Consider the following 17,705-nt stretch of genomic DNA (forward strand, 5'->3'; position numbering starts at 1 on the left):
TGCCGGGCGCGGGGTCCCGCGCGTCATTCTCGGGCGAAGCGAAGCGTAGACCCGAGAAGCTCATGCAGGATCAAGCTCCCTTCCGTCCAGAGAGCTCGGTCACGCCCGAGCATGATCTCCCTACCGCGAACCCCACGCCCCGAGCCTGGCCATCAGCGGGAACGGCGCCGGCGGCGGCTCGAAGCGGGGCGCCATGCCGAGGATCGGGGCGGCCCGCTCGATCACCTTGCCGGTGGTGACGCCGGCGTTCCAAGCTGCGGTCGAGTAGCCACCGCTCTCGGCATAGCCTTTCGGCTCGTCATAGATGGCGAGGAAGAGATAGCGCGGCTTGTCCGAGGGCGCGATCGCCGTGAAGGTGGTGAAGTTCTTGTTCTTGGCGTAGCGGCCGTTGATGACCTTCTCGGCCGTGCCGGTCTTGCCGCCGACGAAGTAGCCGGCGACATCGGCCTTGCGGGCCGAGCCCTTCTCGCCGTTGAGGCGCATGATGTAGCGCATCGCCTCGGAGGTCTCCGGCTTGATCACCCGGATCGCATCCTTCTTGGCTTCCTCCTCGGAGCGTTTCAGGAAGGTCGGCTTGATCAGGTAGCCGCCATTGACCAGCGCGCCGACTGCCGCGAGCGCCTGGATCGGCGCGACCGCGAGGCCGTGGCCGAAAGCGATGGTCGCCGTGTTGATCTCGCCCCAGCGCTGCGGAACGATCGGGGCGGCGCTCTCGGGCAGCTCGGTCGTCATGCGGTCGAGCTGCATCATCTTCTTCAGGAACGCCTTGTGGCCCTCGACACCGACCGAGAGCGCCATCTTGATGGAGCCCATGTTCGACGAGTGCAGGAACACCTCGGGCACCGTCAGGGTGCGGCCGGTGCCGTGGTATTCCTTGATGACCTGTCGGCCGAACCGCATCATGCCGCCCGCCGTCGAGTAGCTCGAATTGATGTTGGCCTTGCCGGAATCGAGCGCCATCGCGATGGTCAGCGCCTTGAAGGTCGAGCCCATCTCGTAGACGCCGACATTCATCCGGTTGATCCGGTCCTTCTCCAGCGCGTCGACCGGGTTGCCGGGATCGAAATCGGGCAGCGAGACCAGCGCGATCATCTCGCCGGTATTGACGTCCATGATGGCGCCGGCCGCCGCGATCGCCCGATATTTCTCGATGCCCTTGACTAGCTCGTCGCGCAGCAGGTGCTGGACGCGCATATCGATCGAGAGCTGCACCGGCTTGAGGTCGGAGGCCTGCATCGCAAAGCCCGCCCCGTTCAGGTCCTGCAGCCCCTGCGAGTCGATGTACTTCTCGATGCCGGCGATGCCGACATTGTCGACATTGGCGAAGCCGAGCACATGGGCGGCGACATTGCCGTTGGGGTAGACGCGCTTGTTCTCGGGCACGAAGCCGACGCCGGGGATGCCGAGCCGGTGGACTTCGGCCTGCTGGCGCGGCGTGATCTCGCGCTTGACCCAGACGAAGCCCTTCTTGGTGCTGAGCTTGTCGCGCAGTTCCTTGGCGTTGAGGTCAGGCAGAACCGCGGTCAGAAGCTCGGTCGCCTCGTCCTTGTCGAGGATGTTGCGTGGCTCGGCGAAGACCGAGACGGTGCGGATGTCGGTGGCAAGCGGGATGCCGTTGCGGTCGAGGATGTCGGGGCGCGCCGCCGAGATCGCGTTCGACGTCGCCCGGCGCAGGCCGACCTGGTCGCTCGGGAAGGCGCCGAGCATGACGAGCCGGCCGACGATCGCCAGGAACAGGCAGCTGAAGCCGAGGATGACGAGGCCGACGCGCGGCTCGCTCTTCTCGCCGCTCATCCGGAAGATGTCGCGCAGCCATTCGGTGCGGAAGCGCCATTTCGGCTTCACGACCTCGGGCTTCGCGACCGTTGGAGCGACGATGTCGGGCGCCGCAGCCTGCTGGTGGACGTCCTGGCTCATGGGCGGGCTCCGGGCGTCGTCGCAGTGTTGCTCTTGCGGTCCCTGGGGGTCTCGGTCGGCAGGCCGAGACCGAGATCCTCGAGCTTGCGGCCGATCGAATCCACCTTCGGACCGCGATTGGGAATGTCGGAGAGGCGCACGATCTGCGCCGTGCCCAGCGGCTGCAGGTCGAGATGCTTGTCGGCCAGCGCCTGCAGCCGCTCCGGGCGGTTGAGGAACTGCCACTCGGCCTTCAGCACCGCGATCGCCTCGCGCTCGCGCTGGGCCTTGGCCTTGAGCTTCTGCAGCTGCTCGGCCTGCAGGGTCGTCTCGTATTTGATCGAGTAGGCATAGAGCGCCGAGGAGACCAGCGCGCCGATGGCGATGACATGCAAGAGCTTGATCACGCTCAGCTCCTCCGGCGGGTTTGCGGCGCGGGCACGACGGCGAGACCGACGAGATCGGGGTCGGGCGCGCGCGGCGGCGCCTCGGTGCGTTCGGCTGCGCGCAACTTGGCCGAGCGGGCGCGCGGATTGGCCCTCGTCTCGGTTTCGGACGGCGCGACCGGTCCCTTGGTGACCAGCCTGAACGTCGCCGGCTCCGCCATCATCGCTGGGGCATGACGCGAGCCCGCCGGCGCCCTGCCCGAGCGCTCGGCGAAGAAGTGCTTGACGATCCGGTCTTCGAGCGAATGGAAGGTCACGACCGAGAGCCGCCCGCCCGACCCGAGCACGGCCTCGGCACCGTGCAGCGCCCGGACCAGCTCACAGAGCTCGTCGTTCACCGCGATGCGCAGGGCCTGGAAAGTCCGCGTCGCCGGATGAGCGCCGCCGGGCTCGCTCCGGACGATGCCGGCGACGAGGTCGGCAAGCTGCTTCGTCGTCGTGATCGGCGCCTTGCGCCTGGCCTCGACGATCGCCCGCGCCACGGCGCGAGAGCGCCGCTCCTCGCCGTAATGGTAGATGATGTTGGCGAGTACGCCCTCATCGGCCTCGTTGACGAGCTCGGCAGCGCTTTGCCCGCCCGCCTCCATGCGCATGTCAAGCGGCCCGTCGAACCGGAAGGAAAAGCCGCGCTGCGCCTGATCGAGCTGCATCGACGAGACACCGATATCGAGAACGACACCGTCGAGCGGCGTCATCTTGAAACGCTCGGCCTCTTCCGCCAGCGCGCCGAATCGGGCCTCGGCCAGGGTCAGCCGTCCATCCATCGCCGCGACGAGCCCCGCGCCGCCCGCGATCGCGCTTGGGTCGCGGTCCAGCGACAGCAGCGTCGCCTTGGGCTCGCGCTCCAGCAACGCGCGCGAATAGCCGCCAGCGCCGAAGGTGCCGTCGAGATAACGGCCTCCGGCTTTCAGCGCGAGCGCATCGAGCGCCTCGTCCATCAGTACGGCGATATGCGGTTCGCTCGTCATGCCACCGGCCTCGCGCCAAGGGTGCGCCGGACGTCGCGCAGCTTCGCCCGCGACTCCTCCAGATGCGCCTCGAAGCGCTCCGGCTCCCAGATCTGGAACTTGTGGCCCTGCCCGACGAAGGTGACGGTGTCGCCGATGCCCGCATGCGCCTTCAGCGTCTCGCTCAGCATGATCCGCCCTTCCGGGTCGACCTTCAACACCTCGGACGTGCCGTTCAGCGCGGTCGAGAGCGACTCCCATTCCTCGGAGAAAGGCGAGAAGCGCGACAGGATCTCGTCGATCGTCGCGCGCAGCGCATGGCCGCCGCAGTCGAGACTGGCCTGGTCGAGTGCCGGGTAGACGTAGAGCCCCTCGTAGCCATCCTTCGCCAGCACGGCCCGGAAAGGCGCCGGGATCGAAACCCGCCCCTTGGCGTCGAGCCTGTTGGTGAAATGGGAGACGAAGCGGTCCGTCAACGCCGCCTCCGGATCGGGCTACCAACCGCACCGCAAAGGCGCGAAACGAGCCGGCAGGCGCCGGCGATCGATACCCCCGTCGACCCCGACATGGCGTAGCCGTCAGCCAAAATCCGCGCGGCACACGGGCCCTGACTTGGTGCTTGCCTGTCGGTTTCGACGGGATAATTTGGGATAGCATGGGACAATATGGGCGTCAACGGATTCAGCGCTGCGGACAAAGGTCTGCCCGAGCCTGTGAACATCACAGCCCGTTAAGGTTAACTATCCGTAAAGACGAGGATTTTTGGCAAAGAACGCCGGCGCGCGGCAACGCTTTGGCCGCCTAGCCGGACCAGGTTGCGCAGAAATATTTTTGCGACTGCCGCCCTGCCCTGCCGGATCTCAGCCCTCGGCCGTGGCTCGGCGCAGCAGCGCCTCGCGCAGAGCCCGCACATCGCCCAGCAGACGCCCCGGCGGGACGCCGCTGTCCTCGACCGCGCAGGGCACCGGATTGGGCGCGTTGCCCGCCTTTTCGCGCAGGGTGCTGCCCGCCTCGGTCAGCTCGACCAGCACCTGCCGTTCATCCTCGCGACTGCGCTTGCGCAGGATCAGGCCATTACCTTCGAGGCGCTTCAGCAACGGCGTCAGCGTACCGGAATCGAGCATCAACCTGTCGCCGATCGCCTTCACGCTCTGGCCGTCCTGCTCCCACAGCACCAGCATGACCAGATATTGCGGATAGGTCAGTCCGAGCTCGGCCAGGAACGGTCGGTAGGCCCGGTTGAAGGCATGGGCGGCCGAGTACACCGCAAAGCAGATCTGCTCGTCGAGCCCACGCACCGTCGTCGCCTTTGCATCTCTCGTCATAGCCTTGCCGCCTATTGCCCGCACTATGGACCCGTGGACAGGGAGAGCGATCCGAGCGGATCGGAACAACTCGCCCAGGAAACAGTCTCCCCTGCGATGAAACCAAGATAGCCTCTCATCGCATCGAACGCTGCCTGTTCACGAGAATGTGAATTGCAGACAACTCAATTGTGCACAATCTAATTCACATCAACCACGGCGGACAGCCCGCCCAGCAAGGAGAGCAGAGATGAAGATCCTCTACACCGCCCATGGTTCCGCCACTGGCGGCCGCGAAGGCCAGGCCGCGACCGACACCGGCAACGTCAAGCTCGTGCTGAACACGCCGAAGGAGCTCGGCGGCGGCGGTGGCGAGGGCACCAATCCCGAGCAGCTCTTCGCCATGGGCTATTCGGCCTGCTTCCTCGGCGCGCTGAAGTTCGCCGCCGGCAAGGAGAGCGTGAAGATCCCGGACGACGCCCGAGTCAGCGCCGATGTCGGCATCGGTCCGCGCGATGACGGCAAGGGCTTCGGCATCGCCGTCAAGCTGACGATCTCGGCGCCCGGCATCGACAAGGCCAAGCTCGAGGACCTCGTCCAGAAGGCCCATATCGTCTGCCCGTATTCGGACGCCACCCGGGGCAATATCGACGTCGAGCTGACGGTTGCGGCCTGACATCACGCCACCCATCTGATCCTCACGGCCGGCATCCCTCCGGCCGTGAGACGATATGGCCTGCCTTGAGCGGGCATCGTTTCCGGAGCCGCAATTTCAGCTTCTGGAACACTCCCATGATCGATCGCCGCCATTTCCTCGCAGCGGCCGCGGCCACTGCACTCGCGCCCGCCCTCCCCGCTTCGGCCCGCGCGCCCCTCTCCGGCAATCAGGTGCCCGGCATCTATCGCCGCAAGCTTGGCGACCTTGAGATCACCGCGATCCTCGACGGCTACATTCCCTTCGACACCAAGGTCTTCAGCGGCGGCGACCCCGCCGCGATCCGCCAGAGCCTCGCCACTGCCGGCCAGGACGAGCGCCTGCCCACCGCGGTCAACACCTTCGTCATCAACACCAAGGACAAGACCTATCTGCTCGACACCGGCGCCGGTGCCTGGAACGCGATGGGCGACACGATGGGCCGGGCCGAGAGCAATCTGCGCACCACCGGCATCACGCCGGAGCAGATCGACGCGGTCATCCTGACGCACGCCCATCCGGATCATCACGAGGGCCTGCTCACCGCGCAGAAGACGGCGCGCTTCGCGAATGCCGAGCTGATCATCAACGAGACCGAATATGCCTTCTGGCACGATGACGGCATTCTCAACCAGGCTCCGGCCGAGGTGAAACCCTTCTTCGCCTCGGCCCGGAACGCGCTCGCGCCCTATGCGAGCCGGACCCGCAAGGTGAAGCCAGGCGAAGTCGCCCCTGGTCTCACGCTCGAGCATGCGCCGGGCCATACCCCCGGCCACAGCATCCTGCGCGTCGCATCGGGCAATGAGCAGCTTCTGCTCGTCGGCGACAGCATCCACAACGTCGTGATCCAGACCGCGCAGCCGGAGGTGACCTTCGTCTTCGACGCCGACGGCAAGCAGGCGGCAGCCTCGCGCCGGCGCGTGCTCGACATGGCCGCCACCGACGGATTGCTGATCAGCGGGGCGCACATGCCTTTCCCCGGCTTTGGCAAGGTCCTGAAGGACGGCCCGGCCTTCCGCTTCATTCCCGCCGATTGGAGCTACGTACTCTGATTGCAGCCGCTGGAAACACGAAAGGGCCGGGATCGCTCCCGGCCCTTTTCTCTAAGATGAGGGTGCCAGCCGGCCTGTAAGCCGGGTTCTGGACGGCCGGGAGATTTCTCCCCCGACGTGACGGCCATTCCTCTGGGACGCGCATCGCTGCGCGCCTCGAGCAACCAACCCGGACGACTGGACCTGGAAACCGGCCCCTCCTCCCTTGCGGGCGAGCATCGTCCCTATTCGGTTTTGCTCCCGGTGGGGCTTGCCATGCCGTCCCCGTTGCCGGGTCCGCGGTGCGCTCTTACCGCACCTTTTCACCCTTACCTCGCACCCAAGCGCGAGGCGGTTCGATCTCTGTGGCGCTTTCCCTGGGGTCGCCCCCGCCGGACGTTATCCGGCACCGTGTTTCCGTGGAGCCCGGACTTTCCTCCCCTGCCTAAGCAGGAGCGGCCGTCCGGCCGACTGGCGGCGCCGATGTGCGCTTTCGAGCCTGAGCCGTCAAGCTCAGTTGCTGGCGGAGATGGTGCCGGTGCTGCCGGAGATGCTGCGGACCTTGGCGCAATAGGTGCGGTTGGCGCCGCTCATGCGCGTGGCCATATGGCCGCTCTGGTACTTCATCACGGTGCGGCAGGTGTCGCCGCCGGCGAGGCGATAGGCCTGGCCGAGATACTTCATGGCGTAACGGGCATTCGTGTCGGCATCGAGCAGGCCGGCCGCGCCGCCGCTATAGCCGACCCCGCGCGCCGTCTGGTGGCGGATCTGCATCAGCCCGTAATTGCCGGCGTTGGACGCCCGGGGATTATAGCGGCTCTCGATGCGCACCACGGCATCCGCCAGCGCGAACGGCACGCCATTGGCGGCGGCGTGGCGGGCGACGAGCTGGCGCAGCCCTTCCGAACCGGCCGGCGCAGCCAGCGGCTTCCGGATCTCGCGATCGGCCTTGGCGGTCCTGGCCCGCCCCTTGCGCTCGCTCTTGGCTTCAGTGGTTTCGGTCGCCTGCCGCGGATCCTGCCCCCCTTCGGCAGCGGCGGCCTGGCGCCTGATTTCAGCTTCTCGCACGATGAAGGCGCGGGCGTCGGTCTCGGCGTTCACCTGGGCGGAAGCGGGTTGAAGAAAGGCCAGGCAAATCGCGAAGGCGGCGCAGCCGCTACCAGAGATTTTGTTCATGCGGGAAGAGCCTCATCTATCCATTGCAGCGCAAAACAGAGCGGCGAAATGATAGATGAATGTGACGACAATCTGGCTGATACAAACAAATTTCGATCGATTCCGAAAGAACGGTGATTACTTTAGCCTCATTTCGAGAGCAGTAATCATCATGTATTGAACGACGGAACGATTCACCCTCGCTGGCGTTGACGCAGTCATGGCGGCAGGTCAAATCATCGCCGCATTGCCACCGCAATTGCCGGTCGCAATGCAAAAACTAGGCTCCGGCCGAGTCCGTGCCGCTACGTGCGACCCGAGAAGGGGAAACGAGATGAAGAAGTTGATCGCAATGGCGGCTGTTGCGCTGGCGCTCGGCGCCTGCACACCGCATGAGGAACGCGTCGGGGGCGGCGCCGTGCTCGGCGCAGCCACGGGCGCCGTGATCGGCGGGCTCGCGACCGGCCGTGCGGGCGGCGCGCTCGCCGGCGCCGCGATCGGCGGCGTGGGTGGTGCCATCGTTGGCTCGGCCACTTCGCCCTATCGCCGCGGCGGCTACTATTATGACGACGGCTACTATGGCGGCGGCTGCCCGTACGGCTATTATCGCGACTATTACGGCCGGCTCTATTGCCGCTGAGCCGCTCGCATTCTACGCAGGAGCCGCGGCCGATCCGGCCGTGGCTGGATGAACGATGACGTCGTCTTTCTGGGGGGTTTTGGGCGGCGGCGGCCTTGGCTTCGCGCTGGGCGGGCCGCTCGGCGCGCTCATCGGTGCGCTGGCCGGGCATGTCCTGATCGACCGCGAAGGCTCGCTCTTCGGCCCTGCTCCCAAGCAGCTGATCTTCACCACCGGCCTGGTCGCGCTCGCCGCCAAGATGGCACGCGCCGACGGGGTGGTGACGCGCGACGAGATCGCGGCCTTCGAGCGCATCGTCGAGGTGCCGGAGGAGCAGAAGGCGCATGTCGAGCGCCTGTTCGATCTCGCCAAGCAGACCAGCGCCGGTTTCGAAGCCTATGCCCAGCAGATCGCGGAGGCCTTCCGCGACGAGCCCGCCCTGCTCGAGGACGTGCTCGACGGCCTTTTCCTGATCGCCGCCGCCGACGGCGCGATCCATGAGCGCGAGCACGCCTATCTGCGCGATGTCGCGACGATCTTCGCCATCGACGAGGCCGGCTTCGCCCGCATCGAGGCGCGCCATTTGCGCCGTCGCGACGATCCCTATCTCGTGCTCGGCGCCAGCCGCGAGATGAGCGACGGCGAGCTCAAGCAGCTGCATCGCCGCCTCGTCATCGAGAACCATCCCGATCGCGAGATCGCCCGCGGCCTGCCGCAGGAGGCGGTCTGCATCGCGACGCGCCGCCTCGCCGCGATCAACGCGGCCTGGGATGCGATCGAGAAGGAACGCGGCATCGGCCGCAGGGAGCCCGAGCCGGCGTGAGCGTTACCCTCACCCCTGACAGCCGCTTCGCCGCCAAGGTCTTTCCCTCGCCCAATCATGGCGAGCGCAAGTTCCGTGACGGCACGACGGGCCGCCGCCCGGACACGCTGATCCTGCACTATACCGGCATGCCCGATGCCGGCGAGGCGCTGCAGTGGCTGTGCAACCCGGCCTCGCAGGTCTCCTCGCATTATTTCGTCTTCGAGAACGGCCATATGCTCCAGCTCGTGCCGGAGGAGCGCCGCGCCTGGCATGCCGGCGCCTCGCACTGGGCCGGCGAGACCGACCTCAACTCGGCCTCGATCGGCATCGAGATCGCCAATCCCGGCCATCCCGGCGGCCTGCCTGATTTCCCGGAGGCGCAGATCGCCGCGACGCTGAACCTCTGCCGCGACATCTGCGAGCGCTGGCAGATCCCGCCCGGGCGCGTCCTCGCCCATTCCGACATCGCCCCTGGCCGCAAGATCGATCCCGGCGAGAAATTCCCCTGGCGCCGTTTCGCCGAGGGCGGTGTCGGCCTCTGGGTCGAACCGGCGCCGATCAAGGGCGGCCGCTTCTTCGCCCGCGGCGATGCCGGCCCGCCGGTCGAGGCGTTGCAGGCGATGTTCGCCATGCTCGGCTACGGCGTTTCGGTCGACGGCACCTATGACGAGCGCTTCGAGGCGGTCGTCGCCGCCTTCCAGCGCCATTGGCGGCCGGAAAAGGTCGACGGCGTCGCCGACGGGTCGACCATCACCACCCTGCGCGACCTCCTGGCGCTGACACAGGAAGCGCGGACGGCGTAGAGTATTGGCTGCCGCAGCCGGAAGTTGTATGGCCATATAACGCTTGGTAAGCTCCAGCTCTCTGGAGGTGCGTTGCATGGATATGCTCGAGGCCGGGACCGAACCACCGCAGTCGATCGCGCTTTGCCTCTCGGGTGGTGGCCTGCGTGCAACCTTCTTTCATCTCGGCGTGATCACCGCGCTGCGCGAAGCCGGCCTGCTCGAGCGCGTCACGGAGGTTTTTTCAGTGTCGGGCGGCAGCATCACGGCCGCGCACCTCGCCCTGCACTGGAACCGCTACACCAGCTCCGACCAGCGCCAGTTTCTCAACGCCTGCAGCGAGCTGCGCGCCGTCGGCAGCTGGGATATCCGCAACCGGGTCGTCCGCAGATGGGTGCTCGGAAGCTTGCTGCTGTTGCCCTACTGGAAAGGCATCGGCCGCACCGAAATCCTGCAGAAGCAGTATGAAAAGCTTTTCCGGAACGCTTCTCTGCGCCATTGCCTCGAACTGAATCCGGGTGCTCCCAAGTTTTATATCCTCTCCACCAGCTTCAATACCGGCGACCTCTGCAGCTTCAGCGACGATCATTTCATCATCCACGGCGAGAGTACCGGCGACGAGGGCGAGGCGATCACGAACCCGCCGGTGCATTACCCGGCCGACAATGTCAGATTGAGCGTCGCCGTCGCGGCCTCGAGCGCATTTCCACCGCTCTTTCCGCCGATGCGGCTCACCTGGGACAAGATCGGCGCCTCGTCAGATGGCGCATTCAGCGCGATCGCCCTGACCGACGGCGGCGTCTACGACAATCTCGGCTTCGACAAGTTCGCCGCTCTTGATGTCGGCAAGGCTCGCCAGCCGATCGACACCGTCGTCGTGAGCGATGCGGGCGGCGCGTTCAACGCCTCGCTCCGCAACGATTTCTCTGGCGTTTTCGCTCGCAATGTCCGCGCCACCGACGTCTTGATGCGCCGCACCTCGAAGGCAACGCTGCTGCGCATGCGCGAGATGCGGAACAAACGCAGGGTCCTCTATGTCCCCATCGGGCAGACCAGCACCAGGTCGCAAGCGCTGGTCACGACCCAGACGCGCCTGCAGAACATCAGGACCGACCTCGACCGATTTTCCGACACCGAGATCGCACTGCTGGTCGATCACGGCCGCGACGTTACCCGGGATACGCTGGAGCAGTCGCATGTGACGACCGCTCCCGGACGACCGACGCAGGCGGCCAGCCAGCCCGGCCTGTCGGCGCAGGAGATGAACGAGGCGACCGCTCGGGGGGCAAGCGTGACGCGCATAGGCCTGCTCGATAGCCGGGATTGGGCGAGCTATGCGCTCGTAGCGGCAGCGATCGGGATTGCGGCGCTGGTCTACTCCGGAGGGAAGCAGGTCGTCGTCAAAATCAACGAATTGCTCGGGCAGTCGCAATCGCTGGAGATCGCGAAGAAATACCAGCAGGAGCAGCAGTTGAACTATGAGCGAACGATAGCCGAGCTGCGCTCCTCGAATGAAGTTCACAAGAACGCGCTCATCACCGCTTTGAGCACGAGAGGAACTGCGAACTCCGGGAGCATTCTGACTCAGAAGTTCCCTGACAAGCTCGACCTCTCGCCTCCTCTCGCGTCTCCACAACCCCCTCAGCAAGCGCCGGACAAGAGCCGGTACACGGTCTGGATCCAGTTTGCCGGGACATTGACCCGCGAGCAGATGAAGGGCTTCGGCAGCAAGCTCAGCGAGAGCTGGCCGAACACGCCCGGCGCGGCCCAAGGCGGTGAACGCATAGGGATAGCCGCGGGGAGAAACGAAGTGCGCTACCGCTCCGATCGGGAACGGGACGCCGCCCAGATGCTCGCCGACGAGGTGAACGCCGCACGCATCGTTCCGGCCAGGGTGGTCGCCAAGCCATTCCCCCAATTGCCGCCGAACTCCCTCGAGATCTGGATCAGCAACTGATCCGGCAAGCTTTCCGCAACATTGCAGCGAGTTAACTCGTCTCGCGTGCCTGAATCTGGCATTCTGTGCCCGATGGAAGGCTGGCACTTTTCCCCGGCCTCGGAGGGTGAACGGACGTGCGTCTCTGGGCAATCGGTGCGGTCGTCGGCGCAGGCGCGCTGGCCGCCGGCTATTTCGCGCTGCGGCCGACCGGCGGCGCCGCCAACGATACGCCCTATCGCACCGCTGCGATCGATCGCGGCCAGATCACGGCCTCCGTGCGCGCCACCGGCACGTTGACCCCGATGACCACCGTCGTGGTCGGCTCGCAGCTCTCCGGCCAGATCGTCGAGATCCTTGCCGACTATAATTCGCAGGTGAAGGCCGGCCAGATCGTCGCCCGCCTCAACAGCGACCAGATCAAGACCCGGCGCGATGCTGCGGCCGCCGACCTGCAGCAGGCCAAGGCCGATCTCGTCGTCAAGCGCGCCCAGCTCGATCGGGCCAGGGTGGCGCGGACCAAGGCGAACTCGACCGTCAACGATCTCGAAGCCCAGCGCGACCGCACCCGCGCCCAGCTGGCTGATGCCAAGCGCACCTTCGACCGCCAGAACGAGTTGTTCACGCGCGGCGCCGGTGCGCAGCAGGGCCTCGACAGCGCCCGCACCCAGGTCGAGATCCAGACCGCGACGCTCGCCTCCAACGAGGCGCAGATCGCCTCGCTCCAGGCCGAGATCGGCGGGCTCGACGCCGACATCGCGCTGGCGGAAGGCCAGGTCCAGTCCGGCGAGGCGCTGATCGCCCAGCGCGACGCCAAGCTGAAGGACATCCTGATCGATCTCGAACGCACCGATATCCGCTCGCCGGTCGACGGCGTGGTCGTCCAGCGCCAGGTCGATCTCGGCCAGACGGTGGCCGCCTCGCTCTCGGCGCCGGTGCTGTTCCAGATCGCGCAGGACCTGCGTACCATCGACATCTACGCCAATATCGACGAGGCCGATGTCGGCCGGCTCAAGGTCGACCAGGACGTCTCGTTCAGCGTCAACGCCTATCCGAACCGGACCTTCCAGGGAAAGGTGCAGATGGTCCGCCTGGGCGCCCAGACTATCCAGAACGTCGTCACCTATACCGGCGTCGTCCGTGTGGCGAACCGCGATCTTGCTCTGCTGCCGGGCATGACCGCCAATCTCCAGATCGTCACCGACGACCGGCAGGACGTACTGCGCGTGCCGAATGCGGCGCTGCGCTTCCGCCCGCTCGGCGGACCGACCGCCCTGCCCGCTGCCGCGCCAGCCGAGGCGCAAGCAAGTCGCGGTGGCGGCAGTGGTCGCGCCGCCGGCGCCTTGCGCGAACGCATCGAGGAGGAGGTCCAGCCGACGCCGGAGCAGAAGCAGGCGATCGCCGCGATCATGTCCGAGCAGCGCGCCGGCAATCGCCAGGCCATGGCCGGCCTCTCCGAGGAGGAGCGCCGCGCCGCCTTCCGCGCTACCCGTACCGAACTGCGTGCCAAGGTCGCCGCCGTGCTCGATCCCGAACGCCGCGCCAAGTTCGAGGCGTTGATGCAGGAGGGCCGGCCGGCAACGCAGAGCGACGTCACGCCGGGGCGCGTCTATGTGCTCGACGGCGAGGGCCAGCCCAAGCCGGTCGCGATCCGGCTAGGCCCGAGCGACGGCGCCTTCACGCAGATCCTGCCCGCGGCCGGCATCGCCGAGGGCGTCGAGGTCGTGATCGGCGGCGGCCCGCGCAATGCCGAGCCGACGCCAGCCGGCCGCGGTCCCGCCCCGCGCGGTCCGCGGCTGTTCTGAGGCCGCTGCCATGCCCCTGATCGAGGTGCGCGATCTCTCCCGGGTCTATGATCTCGACTCCGGCCGCGTCACCGCGCTCGGCGGCGTCACGCTCGACATCGAGGCCGGCGATCTCGTCGCGGTGATGGGGCCGTCCGGCTCGGGCAAGTCGACCTTCATGAATCTCATCGGCTGCCTCGACCGGCCGACCGGAGGCCATTACCGGCTCGACGGCGTCGCAGTGGAAACGCTCTCCGGCGACGGGCTTGCCGAATTGCGCAACCGCAAGCTCGGCTTCGTCTTCCAGCAGTTCAATCTCCTGCCGCGCGTCGACGCCTGCGCCAATGTCGAGCTGCCGATGGTCTATGCCGGGCTCGACGGCAAGACCCGGCGCGAGCGGGCGCTCGCCGCCCTCGCTCGCGTCGGCCTGGCCGAGCGCGCCCATCATCGGCCGATGCAGCTCTCCGGCGGCCAGCAGCAGCGCGTCGCCATCGCCCGTGCGCTGGTCAACCAGCCGCGCCTGCTCCTTGCCGACGAGCCGACCGGCGCGCTCGACAGCCGCACCGCGCTCGAGATCCTCGCCCTCTTCCAGGACCTCAACCGCGAGGGCGTCACCGTCGTGCTGGTGACGCACGACGCCGAGGTTGCCCGCCATGCCCGCCGGGTCGTGCGTTTCCGCGACGGCCATGTCATTGCCGACACCCGGCAGGACCCGGCCGACGCCCGCGCCGCGCTCGCCGCCCATGACAGCGCCGCCCCCGTGCCGGAGGCCGCCGAATGAGCCTGCTCGAAGCGATCCGCTCGGCCCTTTCCGCCATCGGCGCCAATGCGCTGCGCTCAGCGCTGACGATGCTCGGCATCATCATCGGCGTCGCCGCCGTCATCGCCATGGTCGCGATCGGCTCGGGCGCCCGCGAGCGCGTCGACAGCCAGATCAAGTCGCTCGGCGCCAATCTCGCCATCATCCAGGCAGGCAATGTCACCCAGGGCGGTGTCCGCCTGGGCGCCGGCGCTTCCTCGACCCTGACCGACGAGGACGCCAAGGCCGTCGCGGCCGAGGTCGAGGATGTCGTCGCCTCGGCTTCCGTAATCACCACCCGCGCCCAGGCCGTCTATGCCGGCACCAACTGGTCGACGACCATCACCGCGACCGACCTCGACTTCTTCACCGCCCGCGAATGGGGCCTCGCCGAGGGCCGCCTGTTCGAGCCGGAGGAACTGCGCCGCGGCGAGATCGTCGCCATCATCGGCCAGACCGTGGCGAAGAACCTGTTCGGCGAGAGCGATCCGCTGGGCCAGATGTTCCGCATCCGCAACGTGCCGTTCAAGGTCATCGGCGTGATGGCGGGCAAGGGCCAGTCGGCGCTCGGCCAGGACCAGGACGACGTCATCTTCGTGCCGCTCGATACCGGCCGCCGCCGCATCGTCGGCCGCAACTATGCCCGCGACCGCTCGGTCCAGACCATCATGGTCAAGTTCGCCAGCGAGGAGGCGATCAATCCCGGCATCGAGCAGACGCGCGCGCTGCTGCGCCAGCGCCATCGCCTCGTCGAGGACCAGGAAGACGACTTCATCGTCCGCAACCTGACCGAGATCGCCAACACCGCGACCGCCGCAGCCAGCACCCTCTCCTGGCTGCTCGCCGCCGTCGCCGGCGTCTCGCTCCTGGTCGGCGGCATCGGCATCATGAACATCATGCTGGTCTCGGTGACCGAGCGTACCCGCGAGATCGGCCTGCGGCTCGCCGTCGGCGCCCGCCAGCGCGACGTGCTTTCGCAATTCCTGATCGAGGCGACGACGCTGGCGACCATCGGCGGCGCCGTCGGCATCGCGCTCGGCATCGGCGCCGCGACCGCGATCGCCCGCTTCGCCGGCTGGCCCTTCGTGATCTCGCCGCAAACCATCCTGATCGCCGTCGGCGTCTCCGGGCTGATCGGCGTGTTCTTCGGCTTCTACCCGGCGCGGCAGGCGGCGCGGCTCGACCCGATCGAAGCGCTCAGAAGGGAGTAAGACCTTCCGGATCGGCAATCTTCGTTAACTCTTCGGCCCTAGCGTCACCGGACTCAACCGATCACCGGGCGAGCGCATAGGGCCAGACCATGCCGCTTTCCGACGCCGAAGCCAGACGCCTCTATGATCAGGCCGCGCTGATGGCCTGCATCGGCGCCTGGGAATGTCGGCTCGCCGACACGCAATTGAGCTGGACCGACGGCATCTACGACCTGTTCGGCCTGTCACGCGGCTCACCGATTCCGCGCCGGTCCATCGTCGACCTCTACCATGACGACTCGCGCGCCGAGATGGAGCGCCTGCGCAGCCGTCTGATCGCCAGCGGCCAGGGCTTCGTCATGGACGCCCGCATCCGCACCGCCGCCGGCAGCGAGCGCTGGATGCGCCTCTCCGCCGCCGTCACGCATGAGCATGGCCGGCCGGTCCGCATCCATGGCGCCAAGCAGGACATCACCAGCGAGAAGGACATGTGGATGGGGCTGCGCCGCCTCGCCTACAGCGATCCGCTGACCGGCCTCGCCAATCGCCGCGCCTTCGAGATGCAGCTCTCGGACCTGCGCCGGCACACCGGCGATGCCTGCGCGCTCGGCCTGCTCGCCATCGTCGACCTCGACAATCTGAAACCGATCAACGATCGTTTCGGCCATGCCGCCGGCGACGAATGCCTGCGCCAAATCGCGATGCGGCTGGAGACCTCGCTCAGCGATGCCCCGCTCATCGCCCGCATCGGCGGCGACGAGTTCGGGCTGCTTCTCTGCTCGGCCGCCGGCCGGCCCTATCTGCTGCACCGGCTGGAGCAGGCGCAGCAGGCGCTCGCCCGCCCCGTCGCCTGGCGCGACACCAGCATCGCGGTCAGCGCCTCGATCGGCGCCACAATCCTCAGGCCCGGCCTGTTGCACGACCCGGAGCGGCGCTTCGCCGAAGCGGATTCGGCCCTCTACGTCGCCAAGGCCGCCGGCCGCAACTGCCTGCGCCTGTTCGGCGATCCGGTGGAGGCTGCGGAGGTGACCTCCCGACACGCAGCCAGCGCGGGTCCCCTGAGGGCAGTCTAAGCCCAAAAGCACATAGCGAACGGCCATCGGCCGCGCACGGCAATCTTTCGGTAACCTTCCTGAGGCAACCCTCTCGCCGGCGGGCGCTCGCTGACAGCCATTCGCTCGGACCCGGCCGTCCGCCCCCCGCGTTCGCTGAACGGCAGCGAACAATTCCGTTCAGGTGGCGTTGCAATTGCGGCAGCGATAATCGCCTCGACTAAATCAGGAGACACCCCATGCGACATCTGTTGATCGCAGCAGCCCTGTTCGTGGGCTCCGTCACGGCGGTCAGTGCCGCGCCGGCGGCCCCCGCGGACGCCCCGCTCGCGCCCGCCCTCGCGCGGCAGCTCGACAGGCTGCCGGCAGAGTTTACCGCGAGCGACGCCAAGCTGCGGCGGATGCAGATCATCCAGAACAATCTCGACCGCCAACGCTACGGGCGTGGCGGCGGTGGCTATGGCCGCGGTGGCGGCTATGGCGGTGGCTACGGTTACGGCCGCGGTGGTGGCTACGGCTATGGTCGTGGCTATGGCGGGCCGCCGCCCTATGGCTACGGCTATCGCCGCCACGGCTATTACGACCGCTGGTGACCAAGGCAGCGGCCCCGCAGGAAGGCGGGGCCGCTTTTACATTTGGAGCATGAAGGCAGACCATCGGCAGCCCGCCTTTGCCTTGTCGGAACGCTTTCGAGAAAATCGCATCGCCCCTGTCGGAACCCTCGCCCCTTCTTCGTCCTTGAGGTGACAGGTCGGCATCAGACCTGCCGACGCAGCAAGGAGCATGGCGATGAAGGTCATCCAGAATCTCTGGTTCGATAAGGACATGGAGGCCGCGATCAGCCTCTACACCTCGCTGATCCCGAACTCCGCGCTGGAATGGACCAGCGCCTTGCCGGCGGAATCGCCGAGCGGTCCGGCCGGCAGCGTCAAGATCGCCTCCTTCACCATTGGCGGCCAGCGCTACCAGGCCTTCGAGGCCTGGCGCTCCGACGCCTTCAACCACACTTTCTCGATCTTCGTGGAATGCGAGACCCAGGCCGAGATCGACCGCCTCTGGGAGGCGCTCGGCGAAGGCGGCAAGTTCGAGCAGTGCGGCTGGCTCAAGGATCGCTGGGGCCTGTCCTGGCAGATCGCGCCCAAGCGCCTGGGCGAACTCACCCGCGATCCCGACCGCGCCAAGGCCAGGCGCGTCGCCGAAGCGATGCTGAAGATGGTCAAGCTCGACATCGCCGGGCTGGAAGCGGCCGCGAAGGGCTGAGTTCC

At 67.2% G+C, this 17,705-nt stretch carries 18 protein-coding genes and 1 other RNA gene; 12 read left to right on the forward strand and 7 right to left on the reverse strand.

Features of this window, described 5'->3' with window-relative positions; translation table 11 throughout:
- Positions 1-120: 120 nt before the first annotated feature.
- From ACQKLX_RS21935 to ACQKLX_RS21955, 5 genes are all read right to left on the reverse strand, one after another.
- Positions 121-1,917, reverse strand: a complete 1,797-nt coding sequence (locus tag ACQKLX_RS21935) for a peptidoglycan D,D-transpeptidase FtsI family protein (protein WP_427363679.1) — start codon at positions 1,915-1,917, stop codon at positions 121-123.
- The gene (gene ftsL / locus ACQKLX_RS21940; RefSeq protein WP_427363680.1) at positions 1,914-2,303 is read right to left on the reverse strand and encodes a cell division protein FtsL; all 390 of its coding nucleotides are present in this window, start codon (positions 2,301-2,303) and stop codon (positions 1,914-1,916) included. The genes ACQKLX_RS21935 and ftsL overlap by 4 nt, the downstream gene beginning before the upstream one ends.
- A 2-nt stretch (positions 2,304-2,305) precedes the next feature.
- Complete coding sequence (rsmH, locus tag ACQKLX_RS21945; RefSeq protein ID WP_427363681.1) at positions 2,306-3,310, reverse strand: 16S rRNA (cytosine(1402)-N(4))-methyltransferase RsmH; 1,005 nt, start codon at positions 3,308-3,310, stop codon at positions 2,306-2,308.
- Positions 3,307-3,765 (reverse strand): division/cell wall cluster transcriptional repressor MraZ, encoded by a 459-nt coding sequence (locus ACQKLX_RS21950; protein ID WP_427363682.1) that lies wholly within the window; start codon positions 3,763-3,765, stop codon positions 3,307-3,309. The genes rsmH and ACQKLX_RS21950 overlap by 4 nt, the downstream gene beginning before the upstream one ends.
- A gap of 384 nt (positions 3,766-4,149) precedes the next feature.
- On the reverse strand, positions 4,150-4,614 hold the full coding sequence (locus ACQKLX_RS21955) for a MarR family winged helix-turn-helix transcriptional regulator (RefSeq protein WP_427363683.1): 465 nt from the start codon (positions 4,612-4,614) through the stop codon (positions 4,150-4,152).
- Between the two features lie 229 nt (positions 4,615-4,843).
- Between ACQKLX_RS21955 and ACQKLX_RS21960 the strand changes: the two genes are divergently transcribed.
- Together ACQKLX_RS21960 and ACQKLX_RS21965 are read left to right on the forward strand one after the other, a co-directional pair.
- Entirely contained in the window at positions 4,844-5,269 is a 426-nt protein-coding gene (locus tag ACQKLX_RS21960) for an organic hydroperoxide resistance protein (RefSeq protein WP_427363684.1), read from the forward strand.
- Between the two features lie 116 nt (positions 5,270-5,385).
- Positions 5,386-6,339: an MBL fold metallo-hydrolase gene (locus ACQKLX_RS21965; RefSeq protein ID WP_427363685.1), complete on the forward strand. Its 954-nt coding sequence runs from the start codon at positions 5,386-5,388 to the stop codon at positions 6,337-6,339.
- A gap of 61 nt (positions 6,340-6,400) precedes the next feature.
- On the opposite strand, the gene rnpB is transcribed toward ACQKLX_RS21965, so the two are convergent.
- Positions 6,401-6,793: RNase P RNA component class A (gene rnpB, locus ACQKLX_RS21970), an RNA gene on the reverse strand.
- A 38-nt stretch (positions 6,794-6,831) separates the two neighbouring features.
- On the reverse strand, positions 6,832-7,494 hold the full coding sequence (locus tag ACQKLX_RS21975) for a lytic transglycosylase domain-containing protein (RefSeq protein ID WP_427363686.1): 663 nt from the start codon (positions 7,492-7,494) through the stop codon (positions 6,832-6,834).
- Between the two features lie 313 nt (positions 7,495-7,807).
- Here ACQKLX_RS21975 and ACQKLX_RS21980 point away from each other — a divergent pair, with 313 nt between their 5' ends.
- From ACQKLX_RS21980 to ACQKLX_RS22025, 10 genes are all read left to right on the forward strand, one after another.
- Positions 7,808-8,113: a glycine zipper domain-containing protein gene (locus ACQKLX_RS21980; RefSeq protein ID WP_427363687.1), complete on the forward strand. Its 306-nt coding sequence runs from the start codon at positions 7,808-7,810 to the stop codon at positions 8,111-8,113.
- Between the two features lie 55 nt (positions 8,114-8,168).
- Entirely contained in the window at positions 8,169-8,915 is a 747-nt protein-coding gene (locus ACQKLX_RS21985) for a TerB family tellurite resistance protein (RefSeq protein WP_427363688.1), read from the forward strand.
- Complete coding sequence (locus tag ACQKLX_RS21990) at positions 8,912-9,700, forward strand: N-acetylmuramoyl-L-alanine amidase (protein ID WP_427363689.1); 789 nt, start codon at positions 8,912-8,914, stop codon at positions 9,698-9,700. The genes ACQKLX_RS21985 and ACQKLX_RS21990 overlap by 4 nt, the downstream gene beginning before the upstream one ends.
- Before the next feature lie 76 nt (positions 9,701-9,776).
- Positions 9,777-11,636, forward strand: a complete 1,860-nt coding sequence (locus ACQKLX_RS21995; RefSeq protein ID WP_427363690.1) for a patatin-like phospholipase family protein — start codon at positions 9,777-9,779, stop codon at positions 11,634-11,636.
- Positions 11,637-11,752: 116 nt separating this feature from the next.
- Positions 11,753-13,420, forward strand: a complete 1,668-nt coding sequence (locus tag ACQKLX_RS22000; RefSeq protein WP_427363691.1) for an efflux RND transporter periplasmic adaptor subunit — start codon at positions 11,753-11,755, stop codon at positions 13,418-13,420.
- A 10-nt stretch (positions 13,421-13,430) separates the two neighbouring features.
- A complete protein-coding gene (locus ACQKLX_RS22005) occupies positions 13,431-14,180 on the forward strand; it encodes an ABC transporter ATP-binding protein (RefSeq protein ID WP_427363692.1) in 750 nt (249 codons plus the stop codon).
- Entirely contained in the window at positions 14,177-15,409 is a 1,233-nt protein-coding gene (locus ACQKLX_RS22010) for an ABC transporter permease (protein ID WP_427363693.1), read from the forward strand. The genes ACQKLX_RS22005 and ACQKLX_RS22010 overlap by 4 nt, the downstream gene beginning before the upstream one ends.
- An 89-nt stretch (positions 15,410-15,498) precedes the next feature.
- A complete protein-coding gene (locus tag ACQKLX_RS22015; RefSeq protein WP_427363694.1) occupies positions 15,499-16,461 on the forward strand; it encodes a diguanylate cyclase domain-containing protein in 963 nt (320 codons plus the stop codon).
- Positions 16,462-16,679: 218 nt separating this feature from the next.
- A complete protein-coding gene (locus tag ACQKLX_RS22020) occupies positions 16,680-17,033 on the forward strand; it encodes a hypothetical protein (protein ID WP_427363695.1) in 354 nt (117 codons plus the stop codon).
- 196 nt (positions 17,034-17,229) lie between these two features.
- Positions 17,230-17,700 (forward strand): VOC family protein, encoded by a 471-nt coding sequence (locus tag ACQKLX_RS22025; RefSeq protein WP_427363696.1) that lies wholly within the window; start codon positions 17,230-17,232, stop codon positions 17,698-17,700.
- Positions 17,701-17,705 lie beyond the last annotated feature (5 nt).

It is taken from the genome of Allobosea sp. NPDC003192, from assembly GCF_050275675.1.
GTDB lineage: Bacteria > Pseudomonadota > Alphaproteobacteria > Rhizobiales > Beijerinckiaceae > Allobosea.